The 13,272-nt window shown below is 46.9% G+C and carries 13 protein-coding genes; 9 read left to right on the forward strand and 4 right to left on the reverse strand.

All coding sequences use genetic code 11. From position 1 onward, the window contains the following. Positions 1-30: 30 nt before the first annotated feature. Positions 31-981, reverse strand: a complete 951-nt coding sequence (locus tag AOA63_RS14910; RefSeq protein ID WP_053960453.1) for a diacylglycerol/lipid kinase family protein — start codon at positions 979-981, stop codon at positions 31-33. 300 nt (positions 982-1,281) lie between these two features. Between AOA63_RS14910 and AOA63_RS14915 the strand changes: the two genes are divergently transcribed. The 7 genes from AOA63_RS14915 (at position 1,282) to speE (ending at position 9,804) form a co-directional block, all read left to right on the forward strand. Continuing rightward, positions 1,282-3,066, forward strand: coding sequence for a glycoside hydrolase family 15 protein (locus tag AOA63_RS14915; protein WP_053960454.1), 1,785 nt, complete (start codon positions 1,282-1,284; stop codon positions 3,064-3,066). A gap of 89 nt (positions 3,067-3,155) precedes the next feature. Continuing rightward, entirely contained in the window at positions 3,156-4,592 is a 1,437-nt protein-coding gene (gene zwf / locus AOA63_RS14920; protein WP_053960455.1) for a glucose-6-phosphate dehydrogenase, read from the forward strand. Then, positions 4,565-5,359, forward strand: coding sequence for an MIP/aquaporin family protein (locus AOA63_RS14925; RefSeq protein WP_053960456.1), 795 nt, complete (start codon positions 4,565-4,567; stop codon positions 5,357-5,359). Before zwf ends, AOA63_RS14925 begins: the two co-directional genes overlap by 28 nt. 252 nt (positions 5,360-5,611) lie before the next feature. After that, complete coding sequence (locus AOA63_RS14930) at positions 5,612-7,102, forward strand: APC family permease (RefSeq protein WP_053960457.1); 1,491 nt, start codon at positions 5,612-5,614, stop codon at positions 7,100-7,102. Positions 7,103-7,334: 232 nt separating this feature from the next. Beyond that, positions 7,335-7,886: a GNAT family N-acetyltransferase gene (locus AOA63_RS14935; RefSeq protein WP_082344007.1), complete on the forward strand. Its 552-nt coding sequence runs from the start codon at positions 7,335-7,337 to the stop codon at positions 7,884-7,886. Between the two features lie 11 nt (positions 7,887-7,897). Next, a complete protein-coding gene (locus AOA63_RS14940) occupies positions 7,898-8,845 on the forward strand; it encodes a DMT family transporter (protein ID WP_053960459.1) in 948 nt (315 codons plus the stop codon). 101 nt (positions 8,846-8,946) lie between these two features. Next, positions 8,947-9,804, forward strand: coding sequence for a polyamine aminopropyltransferase (gene speE, locus AOA63_RS14945; protein ID WP_053960460.1), 858 nt, complete (start codon positions 8,947-8,949; stop codon positions 9,802-9,804). Between the two features lie 47 nt (positions 9,805-9,851). Here the strand turns inward: speE and AOA63_RS14950 are convergent, their stop codons facing one another. Further along, positions 9,852-10,241, reverse strand: a complete 390-nt coding sequence (locus AOA63_RS14950) for a hypothetical protein (RefSeq protein ID WP_053960461.1) — start codon at positions 10,239-10,241, stop codon at positions 9,852-9,854. A gap of 625 nt (positions 10,242-10,866) precedes the next feature. Between AOA63_RS14950 and ppk2 the strand changes: the two genes are divergently transcribed. After that, positions 10,867-11,670, forward strand: coding sequence for a polyphosphate kinase 2 (gene ppk2, locus AOA63_RS14955; protein ID WP_053960713.1), 804 nt, complete (start codon positions 10,867-10,869; stop codon positions 11,668-11,670). Between the two features lie 30 nt (positions 11,671-11,700). Here the strand turns inward: ppk2 and AOA63_RS14960 are convergent, their stop codons facing one another. Then, complete coding sequence (locus AOA63_RS14960; RefSeq protein WP_053960462.1) at positions 11,701-11,955, reverse strand: hypothetical protein; 255 nt, start codon at positions 11,953-11,955, stop codon at positions 11,701-11,703. 122 nt (positions 11,956-12,077) lie between these two features. Continuing rightward, positions 12,078-12,368: a hypothetical protein gene (locus AOA63_RS14965; RefSeq protein WP_053960463.1), complete on the reverse strand. Its 291-nt coding sequence runs from the start codon at positions 12,366-12,368 to the stop codon at positions 12,078-12,080. A 456-nt stretch (positions 12,369-12,824) separates the two neighbouring features. On the opposite strand from AOA63_RS14965, the gene AOA63_RS19840 reads away from it, so the two are divergent. Next, a complete protein-coding gene (locus AOA63_RS19840) occupies positions 12,825-13,247 on the forward strand; it encodes a GNAT family N-acetyltransferase (protein ID WP_171822734.1) in 423 nt (140 codons plus the stop codon). Positions 13,248-13,272: the final 25 nt, after the last annotated feature.

Genomic DNA, 13,272 nt, shown 5'->3' on the forward strand with positions numbered 1-13,272 from the left:
AACTCATTACTAATTAAAGGGTCATTTTAATTAAGGCGATGGTTTTAATATGGCCAGTTTATGAGGAATCACCTGACAATGCAGCGTTTTGGCTTGATAGTCTTCCCCATCGATGTCGACGTCCATGATATCCTCACACGCCATCGTAATTTGTTGAGCACGAATCATATTCACGCCGGTCAGGCGCATATGACGTCCCTGGTAGACGTCAACAAAATGACGCAAGAAAAAAGAACGAGCCACTTGATCCACGATAACCACGTCAAGTAGACCATCACTCGGACTTGCATCCGGAGCGATTTTCATTCCACCACCAAAATAAGCGCCATTAGCCATCGCAACGACTAACGGAGACAGATTCTGTGAGTGTCCATCAATAGTTAAGGTGACATGCGAAGGGTGGAATAGCGTATATGCTTCGAGGGATCCGGCAATAAATGACATGCGAGCCCCGAAATACTTGGACCGATTATTTACAATTCGGGCTGTCAAGCCACCCAAGCCACAATCGGCAACATTGATAAAATATCGCGAAATAGTCCCTTGAGGTGTGGCTAATTGCAGATGGCCCACATCCACCATGGCGGGCTGCATAGCGAAAATTTGGGACCAAAATTTCTCGGGAATATAATGAAATGGAGTTAAAACATTTAATGTCCGGTTAAAATCACTTCCTGTGCCGAGGGGAACAAGAATGATCAAGGGTAAAGGACCTTTCGCGTGAAGAAGGCCATTAATCACTTCGTTTAGAGTGCCATCCCCGCCCACTACGAATATAGCCGAAGCCTGTTCGTCGACGGCGCGTTGAGCCAATTTTTCAGCATCTTTGGGTGATGTGGTAACCCAGTTTTCAACAGAAAGTCCCCATGGCGTTAAGGAATGCAGTAAGTTATACCATTTTTTACTAGCCCGGTCTCGTCCTGCGTAGGGGTTGATGATGGCGCGCAAGGGACCTTGCGCCCATTGTGGGACATTCGTCATGGATGCTTAACAGATAGGAAGTGGGAATGAATCCCTATTAAAAACTTCACGCTGAGATCCGGCACGATGCCTTTTCCTCCCTAAACTTATCATTATCAGATTGCATTTAGTATAGCATGAGTCATTCGATTTGATAGGGGAGGCGACATTCTTAAACAGGGAATTTTTGCGTTATCAAAACACGTTCATTTTCGTCCTCCTGTATCGCTATGCTATACAATGCGTTAAGGTAAAAGAAGGAGATGCAAAACCTTGATGTTGCGTGATCAATTGCTGACAACATGCTAAGGAGATGGACCGATGGCACATCCTTCATTTTACGGATTTTTATCAAACAGTTATACGTCTGCACTGGTTTCGCCTGATGGCGTGATTGAATGGTTTCCTTGTCCCCGATTTGACAGTCATGCTATTTTTTGTCGGTTACTTGACCAGTCACGAGGAGGATTTTTTAGTATTCAACCATCAATACCCTTTCACAGTCGTCAAACTTACGATGACAACACCAATATCGTCATCACGACCTTTCAAACTGAACACGGCACCGCCGAACTCAAAGACTTTTTACCCATTGGCCGGGTGGCCATTTGGAGACGGGTCAAAACCGAAATTCCGCTCGAATTAGTGTGCCGTCCAACGTTTTCGTTTGGTGCGGCTGGGGCGGCTTATAATATCACCGATGATGGCGCACTGTTTTCTCATCCCGGTGGAGGAGAGGCTGTCAAATTAATTATTCATGGTCCGATGAAAAAGCTCGAGCACCGGGATCACTGGGAAATTGGACCCGGAGAGGTAACGGTTGTCTTGCGCTATGCCCGCGATTACCAAAGCGAACAACGGATGTTAGATGAGCCCCTAACCGACCCAAATTGTTTAGAAGAAGGAACTCGGCATTTTTGGCACAGAAGTCTTCTGCCGTATGAAGGGCCTTATCAAGAGGCTTTTAACCGGAGCATGTTAGTCATCCGCGGATTGACCTACCGAACTAATGGCGCTTTACTCGCTGCAGCGACAACCTCATTGCCGGAAGTCGTGGGAGGAACTCGACAGTGGGATTACCGCTTTGTCTGGATACGCGATGCATCCTATGCAGCTGAGGCTTTGTTGTTAGCTGGTGATCCTGTGGCCTGCCGGCGATTTATTGAATTTATGCTGAATACGGTAGACTTAGCAGGAAAACCTTATGCGGCCCCTTTTTATAAAGTTGATGGCACACAAAGTTCTGGCGAAAAGGAATTACTCTGGCTTGCTGGCTTTAAAAATTCCCGTCCCGTCCGCGTCGGCAATGCGGCCAGTGATCAAACACAAATGGATATCGAAGGCGACTTATTGTGGGTTGTACTCTTGTACTGGCAAAGCACGCATGATGACACCTTTATCAAAGAATATTGGTGGGCCATTGACACGTTAGTGGCATGGGTGGCTGAGAATTGGAAGACACCCGACGCGTCTTTATGGGAATTTCGAGAGGATAATGATATTTACTTACATTCACAAGTGATGTGTTGGGTCTCGTTACACGTGGGGCATATTCTTGCTCAGGAGGTCATGCACCTCGAGAATTTAGCACAATCATGGAAAAACGTGGCAGATAAGATTGCTCAACAAATCTGGGAGGATCAAAAACAGAGCGATTTGCCTTACTTAACTCAGGGCCATCACCACCGGCAGGTTGATGCTGCTTTATTAACCTTACCTTTATATGGGTTTGTTGCACCCGATCATCCGGTGTTTGCTAAAACATTGGAACAGATCGAAGCAGTACTTGTGGAGAACGATTTTGTCTATCGTTACCGTGAAGACAATATGGGAACTGCACGTTATCCGTTTACTCTAGCAGGATTTTGGTTAGCGCGGGTCTATCTTCGCTTAGGCAATCTCAAACGGGCCGACGAATTGATTGCGCAGCAACTGCAATGTGCTACCGATTTGGGATTATTTGCGGAACACGTAGATCCCAAAACCTTTGAACCTCATGGCAATTTTCCTCAATTATTTCCTCATGCTGCTCTCATCACGACATTGATTGAGCGGCAAAACCTCAGTACAACTGTTATACCCCAGATTACCGTCCACGAGCTATGACGCCGTCATCGTAATATCTTGTGAGATATGACCGTGCCAGCTATGGAAATTCATGGGAAGATAAACGATAAGGAATAGGAGGACGATCAATGAATCAGACGGAATCGACGTTTGTGATTTTAGGTGCGACCGGAGATTTAACCAGGAGATTATTGTTCCCGGCAATTTACCGGTTATTTGTCCAAGGCGAATGGAATGTGATGAAGATAGTGGGCTATGCCATTGAGAAATGGGATCGGAACCAATTTCTACAACATCTTGAAACCAATCTAAAGGCCTTTGTCCCAGGATTTGATCCCGACCAGTGGGCAAAACTTCAACCACGCATTATGTATCAGTCAGGAGATTTAACGGCCAAAAGTTTGGCAGCACTAAAAAATTATGTGACTCAGAACGCGATCTTTTATTTAGGGCTTCCCCCCCAGCTTTTTGCCGAAGCGGCACAGGGGCTAGGGCAAGCAGGGCTTCATCAACCGTCTTCAGCAACCGGGTTTAGACGGCTTGTAATCGAAAAGCCCTTTGGCTGGGATTTAGCATCAGCCAAGCAGTTAGGAAGTGCCTTAGCGCCTTGGTGGGCAGAAAGCCAAGTTTTTCGCATTGATCACTTTTTAGGAAAGGACACCGTGCAAAATGTTCTTGTCTTTCGCTTTATCAACCGCCTGCTGGCCTCGATCTGGGACAGCCAACACATTGCCCAAGTGCAAATTACGTATGCGGAAACATTAGGTTTGGAAGGGCGCTGGCAGTATTACGATAAGGCGGGAGCACTTCGGGATATGTTGCAAAATCATCTGATGCAGTTATTTACTCTTGTGGCTATGGAACCTCCTAGCGAATGGGATGCGGATATTTTACATAATCACAAGGCAGAAGTTTTGCGGGCGGTACGTTCGATTCCCGTAGATCACGTGACCGATTTTGCCGTGGCTGGACAATATACAGCGGGATCGGTAAACGGTCAGACAGTCCCTGGATATTGCCAGGAGGACGGTATTCACGCGGGTTCGATTACCGAAACCTATGCGGCCTTGAAACTCTATGTGGATAATTGGCGTTGGCATGGAGTTCCTTTCTATTTACGCAGTGGCAAAAGGATGGCGGCGGATTATGCGGAAATTGCGGTGCAGTTAAAAGCCGTTCCCGCCAAACTGTTTGGTGGGGGATTATCCGATTGGTTAGTATTTCGTATGAAACCTGAAGAAGCAATTGATTTGGTCATGTGGGCTAAAAAACCGGGAATGGATTTAGATACCGAACAACTGATTTTGACCGCGCCCTATAAGAAAAACCAGGAAAGTGATTATTCGGCTTATGAGCAATTGTTGCTGGATGTGCTTAAAGGCGACCAGAGCGCGTTTCCCCGATTTGATGAGGTCGAAGAAGCGTGGCGGATTGTGGATCCGGTGTTACAAACATGGGCTAAACAGAAGCCGGAGGAATATCCTGCGGGTTCTGAAGGGCCCGCAGGGCAAAACCGGTTGATGGATGGGTCCTTCACATGGCGTCCACTCAAGGCATTCTCTTGAGGAATCTGCCCTTGAAGGTCTTATTCTTGGGTTTTTCGGAATTTGTTGGGACCTTTCTATTAATTGCCGTGGGCTGTTCGTTTGTTGTTGTTGACTTTGCGTCCTCTAGCCCTGTGGTTCACTGGATTCCTGATCCCGGCTTACGCCGCGCTCTAACCGGGTTTTTATTTGGGTCCACCGGTGGCTTGATTGCGCTATCCTGGGTGGGCAAATGGAGTGGAGCTCATATCAATCCTGTGGTGACGGTGGCGTTTTGGTGGCGTAAGAAAATAGCATGGTCCACAGCGCTTGTTTATATTGTGGCACAATGTGCTGGAGCCATTGGGGGAGCGTGGAGCCTAAGAATTTGGGGATCTTGGGCCATGATGACCCACGATGCCATCACCGTGCCAGGATTTTTGGGGCCTTTTATTGCAACTTTGGGAGAGTTGGGAGCGACATTTTGTTTGATTGTCGGTCTTTTTGTGTTTTTAGGGCACAAATCCTTAAGACGTTTTACTCCTGGACTTTTTCCCGTGCTTTATGCCATTTTGGTTTACATCGAGGCTCCACTGTCCGGAACAAGCACCAATCCTGCCCGTACGCTCGGACCTGAAATTATCGCTCATGATTTTAGTGGGTGGTGGGTCTATTGGATTGGGCCCCTGTTGGGATGTTTGGTAGGCCTCTTGGTTCTGGATAGACTCTTACCTTACTTGAGTCAGGAAATATTATCCGCCAAAGTCTCGTATATCCATCACGATCCTCATCAGATGTTGTCGGGATGACAGGACAGTTGACATTGGTACACGTAGTAAGACATTCGGCATAGGTCCTTTCCGAAACCGAATGTCTTTGTGTGTTAACATCTATTCATGGATTTGTCATAAATTACGAAAAAAATGACAAAAACTCTGTTTAATGATAATAGTGATATGATAAGTTTAACTTAAATAGAGTAAATTCTGACAAGACGATTAGACAGGTGTGAGATATTGTTAACAAAAGATAACAAACTGACTACGAAAGGAGAGGTGCGGATGGCTGAAGTCTTAACGTCAGATCGGCAACATCGCGATAGTTCAAGTGAAGGACTCGCTAAAGACCTAAACTGGTTATCTGTCATCGGATTAGGTGTCTCTAGTGAAGTCGGTGCGGGAGTCTTTTATCTAACAGCTCAGGTTCAAGGGGTAGTGCCCGGGATCGGGCCCCATGTTCCTCTTGTATTGATAGTGGATGGGATATTAGCCGCCGTATTAGCCTTTACCTATTGGTTTTTTTCGCATTCGATTGCGGGAGCCGGAGGGGAATATCTTTTTGTTTCACGCAGTCTTGGCCCTCAAATCGGATTTGTGATTCATGTCGTGTCGTGGTTTGGGGCCACCGCCAGTATCGGATTTTTAGCATATACGGCCCCATCGTTTATTGCTCAGGCTTTTATGCCCGTGTCGAAAAGTGCTGGATTGTGGATGAGTTCCGCAACGGGAACATTGGCGACGGGTCTTGTGTTGATTTGGCTTGCTTGGGCCATTCATGTTCGCGGAATCAAGCATGTGGGGACCCTCGTGAAAATTGCTATGGCGGTTATTTTTTTGGCGGCATTGAGTGTGATAATTACAGGTTTTACTCATAATGGCGCGGAATTAGCGCAAAAATTGGCTTCACACGATCAGTTATCTGTGGCCTTTCTGAGTGCCCATGCGTCAGTTCATCCTACATGGCTAGCGTTTTTTGAGGCATTGCCTGTCCTATATTTTGCTTATGCGGGATTAAGAAGCGCAACATATGCGGGAGGAGAAACTCCGAATGCCAAAATGGTGGTGGGGCGGAGCATCCTCATTGTCTTAGCGCTGGTTGCGGTCTTATATGTCAGTTTTGCCTTGGCATTGTATCACATGGCTCCGTGGCCGGTTATTGCAGGCTTGATATCAACCGGGCACAAATCTTTAGCGAATGCTACAGCGCTTTCTGGATTATTTCTACCTAACTGGCTTGCAATCCTATTAAGTTTCGGTGTGGCCTTTATCGTTTTTAAGACCATGTTACCGGGGATGATGGGACAATCCCGCATGTTGTTGGCCTTTGCCAAAGATGGCTGGGTTCCCCAGCGACTCGCTCAGTTATCATCCAGGAAAACTCCGGTCATGGCTTTAATGGTAGGGGCGTTATTATCGAGTGTGATTTTGATTCAGACGGCTTTAACCGGAACGGCCTTTGGACTGGCCTCAAGTGTTCTGGCCGGAGCCATTGTGCATGCTGCTTTAGGATTAGGGCTCATCTTTATGCCTACCTTGGCTCCTGCCTTATTTTCCGCCAATAAAAGTTGGTTAGTGCATTATGCAGGACTGCGGATTCTTTTGGGATCTCTGATGGTTCTCATCGGGGGCGGGCTAGGAATCTTAGTCGTAATTCCGGAAATCAAGAATCCCTGGTATTTTAACCCAGTATTCCAAGTTCTTCTTTTTGCAGGCATTGGGATAGCTTTCTTCCGTTATTACGCCAACAAGCAGGTAGCTCGCACTTCTTCTTAACTCTATGCCAGACAGAATCGTGTAATTTATATTAAATAAAGAGGATAGGATAATTGTTCTATCCTTTTTATTTTTTCTGTTTATCCTTTGTTTGTTGTTTGTGCTTCAGGGGGCATTGCAAGGACCATTTTAGCCATTCATCGCCGGAATAAGTAGGATGTAACACGCGTTAGAATGGTCGATTTCCGCATATTGAACGACAACAGGTCTTCAATAGTCCCTGACTGGTCATATGGTTACCGCGGAAATGCAATTTCTAGGAGGAATGAGCTTGCGCGCCTATTTAACCGACAACGATCTTAAACTTGTCCGCTGGGATGAGTCCATGGGTGTGGAATTTGCCGAGCCTTGGTACCAAGATCCTGAAGTCCTCTATTTTTCCGAAGGCCCGGGGTTTCAAGCCTTTGACACGGAACGACTTTGGAAAATGTACCGGTACCTTCACCAACATGGTCAATTATACATTATCGAAATCTCTCGCCAGGGAGTTTGGCGGCCCATAGGGGACGTGACGTTGGCCCAAGACATGATGCCAATAGTTATCGGTGACAAAAACTTCCGGGGACAGGGCCTAGGCTTTCGTGTGATCTCGTTGTTAATCCGTTATGCGCAAGAACAACTGCAATGGTCTTCCTTAGTGGCTCATAAAATCTATGCCTATAATGTGGCCAGTCTTCGGGTATTTACCAAAGCAGGATTTCGTACGACCCTGCATGCCATGGATGATGACGGAGTTGAGTATGTGCGTATGGAACGCCCGTTGCTCGCAGGATTTAAAGAATAGGGAGGACAAATATGCTGACAGGAGCTTTACGCTGGTGGTGGCAGCCGTCTTCATGGAGTTCAGCGACCAAAGGGCGGTTACTGGACAGACCATGGATAGGGGCTTGGGTTTATGATGGCGGCCTTTTGTTGGTGGCAATGATTTGGGGGACGAGCTATTTAGCGACCAAAACCATTGTGGCCGTACTGCCCGTCTTTTGGTTTCTGGCTCTGAGGTTTTCGCTCACTGCGTTGATTTTATTGGCCTTGGCCTACAAATCCTTACGCTATGCGTCATGGCATCTGTGGCGTTCCGGTTTGATTTTGGGATTGTTTATTTCTGGGATTTATGTGTTGGAAACGATAGGGATATCGCAAACGTCCGCCGTTGATGCGGGCGTTCTCATTGCATTGAATGTGATTTTGACCCCGTTTGTTGACGCGATGATTCGAACACACCGTCTTCATTGGCGAATGGTGGGGATTTTGGTCGTGGCCCTTGCGGGCACGGTCTTAATAACAGGCTCCCAAAGTTTGTCGCTCACTTTAGGAGCTCTTTGGATTCTAGGGGCCTCGGGATTACGGGCTGTGCAAGTGTCTCTCAGCAAAAAGTTGGTTGGGGGACACGACTGGGATCTCAAAATGCTAAGTTTTATTGAGTTTTCGGTAGTGGCGGTAGTGACTTTGGTGATTGCAATACTCTGGTATCCCTTATCATGGGGTCAATTTCTTCAAATACCATCGTCGATTGATGCGCTAATTCTTTATTTAGTGCTCTTGGGAACGGTTTTTGCGTTTTTGATGCAATGGCAAGCTATCAAACGCAGCAGTCCTGCCAAAGTGGCATTATTGTTAGGAACAGAACCCCTATGGGCTCTTTTTGTGGGCGTTATTTGGGGACATGAGCCCTTGTCTTTGGCGGGATATTTGGGAGCAGCTATGCTAATTGGCGCGACACTTTTAGGACGGCGAGAAGGCTAAGAGAACGCCACCAGGGATTGTTGAACATTAGCGATGTTGTATACAATCGTAGCGAACCTGATGCATGGTCTATTAACATTAACAGGCAGGAGGGATTGAAGATGTCTCTATGGTTTGTCGAATCGGCCTCGTCAGGTCACAAGCTGGAATGGAAAATTCTTCGCGAAGTCTATTCCATCCAGTCAGCCTTTCAACATATTCGGGTGGTTGAAACCGAACAATTCGGGATGGCTTTAATTCTTGACGGGATTATGCAAACAACCATGGGAGATGAATTTATCTATCATGAAATGTTAGCATTTGTTCCCTTGTTATCCCATCCCGCTCCCAAACGGGTTCTGATTATCGGCGGTGGCGATGGCGGCTTATCTCGGGAGGTCCTGAAGGTGCCTGGCGTCGAACAGGTTGTTATGGTGGAAATCGATCCGGTCGTGGTGGATGTGGCTAAGCGGTATTTTCCCCATCATACGGAATCATTGAATGATCCGAGACTTCAAATAATGTTTGAGGATGGAGCAGCATTTTTGAGATCCCAAGCCCGGTCATCGGAAAAATTCGATGTGATTCTGGTTGACTCGACCGATCCCGAAGGAGATGGGCCCGGCCAATTTCTTTATACATCTGCCTTCCATGCCGATGTCAAGAATGCGCTAAATCCCGGCGGTATTTATGTGCAACATACCGGCGCGCCATTTTATAATCCGGAAGTGCTAGGTATGGTCACCGAAGATGTGGGCAAGAAATTCCCTCTGTGCCAAACATATTGGGCGACCGTTCCAACCTATCCCGGAGGCATTTTTACGTTCACCGCAGGATCTTTAGGTCCTGATTTATCACAACCGATTCGTACATTACCCTGTGAAACCCGGTGGTATACGCCAGATATTCATCGCCTAGCTTTTGCGTTGCCGCCCTATCTCCAAAACCTGATTCGAACAGAAATCAATTCGACACGCTAAATATTGGGGGATTTTTTCCCCCAATTTGTTTCTATTGGGTCTGCATCTTATTTTTGTTGATGAACCGGCAACTTTTTCCAAGGACCCACGTCACCTTGCCGATAAAAAATCGATCCAAGAAAATGCGGGTGGGTGGCCTCAATACTTAAACCTAAAAACGTATTAGGGGAAAAATGCCTGGTATATGCACCAGATTTTATTATGGTGGGCACGGTAATCATCCATACGCTAAGAAGTTGATGTTGTGGACCTTCCCCTGAGCCAATGAAGGTGACGTGGGATCCTCCAACATGTTGTTGCACCCAAGCTGTAGCGGCAGGAAAGCTGGCAGGGCTGACGTCGACATTGGTGGCGGAAATACTGCCACAACCCGTTAAAACGGTAGATAAAATCACCGCAATAATTGCGATGGGATGTAAAGCCGAAATCCGCCTCATCGGATATTTGTGGCGCGGAAATTCTGGCCTTTAGGCCGGTGAGGAGCGCCAATCCCTCCTTCCTGTGTGGCTCGTTCTAATAACAACCGCGTCCGACTCTCCGAACAGGGCATTAGGGGTTTTTGGTGTTTGTCGAGAACAAATACCGCCATGGGTCCTCTCCTTTTGCCCTTACGGGCCTGGTGACGGGGAGGTTTCCGTCCCTCTCTCCTCGAGATGGTGTGGAACCGGCTCCCACCGTTTCCCGTGGTGTTGGGAAATTTTGGCGCTTTATCTTTCGTCCGCATGATTCCCGCCTTCCAGTGTCCGGGACTGAGGAAGCATCTCAAAGTGGGTCTTGACGACCTACCCCACGCGGCTGCCGGATCACTCCGTTCCCCTTCGGCCAACCCAGCTTGCTTGCACCTCCATCCTTCCAAGTGGGGCAGTTGACGGATATTCCTCCCGTGCTCACGGCGATCCTCATGATAGCAAGCAAGTTGCATTGACGTTACGATTTATCAAATTTTCATTAGCTATTGTACCATGTAGAGCTCTTTCATTCGCACATGGCTTGGGCAATATACGGTAAGATAAATGCACGGGGCAGATACAGCATCATAAAGGGGAAAGGATGTATCCGGATATGGCCAAAAGCGAGAGGAACGGGCACACACCCTATTCCGGTTTAGCCGATACGACAGATTATAAAGAGGCAATCCGACATCTTCAAATTGAACTGGTTAAAGTCCAACGTCATGTTGTCAAGACGGGTTTAAAAATCCTCATCGTGTTTGAGGGTCGGGATACCGCTGGAAAAGATGGCACGATCAGGCGATTTGTCAAATATCTTAATCCCCGCGAAACACGGGTTGTGGCATTAGCCAAGCCCTCCGAACAAGAAATCAGCCAGTGGTATTTTCAGCGTTATGTGAAACATTTGCCATCAGCCGGCGAAATGGTTTTTTTCAATCGGAGTTGGTATAACCGCGCTGGGGTCGAGAAAGTGATGGGGTTTTGTTCTGATGATGAATATGAAGAATTTATGACGACCGTGCCCTATTTTGAACAAATGCTACGCCATGCAGGAATTCACTTGTTTAAGTATTATTTGGATATCGATCGTAAGGAACAAGAAACGAGATTAGAGGCGAGGCGGGATAATCCGTTAAAACAGTGGAAGATGAGTGCAATGGATGGGGTCGCTTTAGCACATTGGGATGATTACTCCTTGGCCCGCAATCAAATGTTTCTTCGCACCTCGAGTCCCGAAAGCCCGTGGATTATCGTCAAGGCCGATAACAAAAAGTTAGCGCGGGTGAACCTCATCCAACATTTTCTGATGCATCTTGAGTATCCCGGTAAAAAGTCTGAGCTCCTCCAGCCGGATCCGGATATTGTCTTTCCCTTTTTGGAAGATGACTTGCATAATGGGCGCATAGCTCCTTAAGAAAAGCTGTGCCGGTAAACCAAAGACCATTTACACTTCGATTGGACGCTTTTGATCATAATAGGGCAGTAAACTTTTAATAATGTTCAGTTGCTGCTGAACCTGCTCAAAATCTTCTTCAGTCTTGGCCATGGAGACCAGACCATGAAATAACCCGGTATGAAAGGCGATTAATTGCCGCTGGTAGATGCCTTGGGGCACGGAATCGTTAAGGTGTATGGGACGGATTTCCGCATATTGAGCAATGAGCTGTTGTCTCATTTTCTCGATCTGTTCGGGAGACATATTATTCCTCCTTCAAAATTATGACCTTGTAATAATATTATATCCTAACAAACGAGAAATAGAACCCAAAACCAAAAATCGCTGCAACAGGAGGATGTTGCCGCGATCTGGTCTTGGCAAAGTTAAAATCCACGGCGGGGATCATTGATCATCTCGATGCGGCCGCAATCCGGGCAGACAAAGACATGCACAATGACATTTTTTTCTGTTATTTGATCGAAGAACGCTTCATCACGGGCACCCAAAAACACATCGGCCGCCACACCCCATCCACGGTTCAAACCGCCCGTACGCAGTGCATGGGGACCTCGGTATTCCATGGCTATTTGACAACTTTGGCACATATGATCTGGAAAATTTTGTGCAGAAGATCCGCCCTCCATGGCATTTCTTAACGATTTAAAAAATCCCATTCCACCATGGCCTCCTTTTTGGATTTTGAAAAAATTTTAACACAAGCAGGACACGAATGTCGGTCCGAGACATTGTTGTGCGATAGTGAGGCGAATGATTCTATTTCTTGCAGCCCGTTTTGTATGATGGAGGAAATCCGCCAAGTAAGAAAAATCATAAAAAGAGGAAGAAAGGACACGAGGGAGGTTATGAGACAAGATTGGTTAAGGGATTATGCGCTTTCCAAGATCAGTTATAAGCCCCGGCGAACCCTTTGCCGGTCCATAAAGGGCGAGTTCGTCGTTGACGAGTGGACTGATGAGGGGCGTCACCGATGGATCGTACCCGGTCGAAATCCGGAGGTAATGAAATCAGTGCTGGACATATTGCCGGCGCATGGTGTGCTTATGGCAAGAGGCTCTGTTCTTAAACCTTATATGAAAAGGGACATCAGCACCCTACGCAAATTTTATGTCATGGAAAACGACGAGGCGCCTGAGAATTGGCCCTCTTTGGCAGCCATTGTGAAGGACGGAGATTACGCGGCCATTAAAGATTTCTATGATGCTTCGCCTTTTCCGAGAGAAGAAGACGTCCTCCGCCAACAGATTGAACGTGGTTTTGTCGTGGCCATCAAACAAGACAACATGTTTGTTGCGGCCGGAGTGGTTGATGGGTCTAGAGGAAATACGGGGGTCATTACTAGCATCTTTACCATGGAGGCGTATCGAAACAGGGGATATGCTCTTAAAATTACCCAGGCATTGACGTTCTTGATCGTGAAAAGGAAAAAACGCCCCATATTGTTTTGGCAAAACCCCGTGGCGGGACGGATTTATCAACGAGCCGGGTTTTCTTTTCTGCCAGAGGATGTTGAATTGTGGCAAATTCATTGGTGATGGTGAAGTAACGGTATTCAACAAA

This window comes from Sulfobacillus thermosulfidooxidans, from assembly GCF_001280565.1.
GTDB lineage: Bacteria > Bacillota > Sulfobacillia > Sulfobacillales > Sulfobacillaceae > Sulfobacillus > Sulfobacillus thermosulfidooxidans_A.

Excerpts from the sequence above, each read along its gene's own strand:
- speE (WP_053960460.1), top strand. The coding sequence starts at position 8,947 with ATGTCTCTATGGTTTGTCGAATCGGCCTCGTCAGGTCACAAGCTGGAA.
- ppk2 (WP_053960713.1), top strand. The coding sequence starts at position 10,867 with ATGGCCAAAAGCGAGAGGAACGGGCACACACCCTATTCCGGTTTAGCC.
- AOA63_RS14965 (WP_053960463.1), bottom strand. The coding sequence starts at position 12,368 with ATGGGATTTTTTAAATCGTTAAGAAATGCCATGGAGGGCGGATCTTCT.
- AOA63_RS14940 (WP_053960459.1), top strand. The coding sequence starts at position 7,898 with ATGCTGACAGGAGCTTTACGCTGGTGGTGGCAGCCGTCTTCATGGAGT.
- AOA63_RS14935 (WP_082344007.1), top strand. The coding sequence starts at position 7,335 with ATGGTTACCGCGGAAATGCAATTTCTAGGAGGAATGAGCTTGCGCGCC.
- AOA63_RS19840 (WP_171822734.1), top strand. The coding sequence starts at position 12,825 with ATGGAAAACGACGAGGCGCCTGAGAATTGGCCCTCTTTGGCAGCCATT.
- AOA63_RS14910 (WP_053960453.1), bottom strand. The coding sequence starts at position 981 with ATGACGAATGTCCCACAATGGGCGCAAGGTCCCTTGCGCGCCATCATC.
- AOA63_RS14915 (WP_053960454.1), top strand. The coding sequence starts at position 1,282 with ATGGCACATCCTTCATTTTACGGATTTTTATCAAACAGTTATACGTCT.
- AOA63_RS14950 (WP_053960461.1), bottom strand. The coding sequence starts at position 10,241 with ATGAGGCGGATTTCGGCTTTACATCCCATCGCAATTATTGCGGTGATT.
- AOA63_RS14960 (WP_053960462.1), bottom strand. The coding sequence starts at position 11,955 with ATGTCTCCCGAACAGATCGAGAAAATGAGACAACAGCTCATTGCTCAA.
- AOA63_RS14925 (WP_053960456.1), top strand. The coding sequence starts at position 4,565 with ATGGCGTCCACTCAAGGCATTCTCTTGAGGAATCTGCCCTTGAAGGTC.
- zwf (WP_053960455.1), top strand. The coding sequence starts at position 3,156 with ATGAATCAGACGGAATCGACGTTTGTGATTTTAGGTGCGACCGGAGAT.
- AOA63_RS14930 (WP_053960457.1), top strand. The coding sequence starts at position 5,612 with ATGGCTGAAGTCTTAACGTCAGATCGGCAACATCGCGATAGTTCAAGT.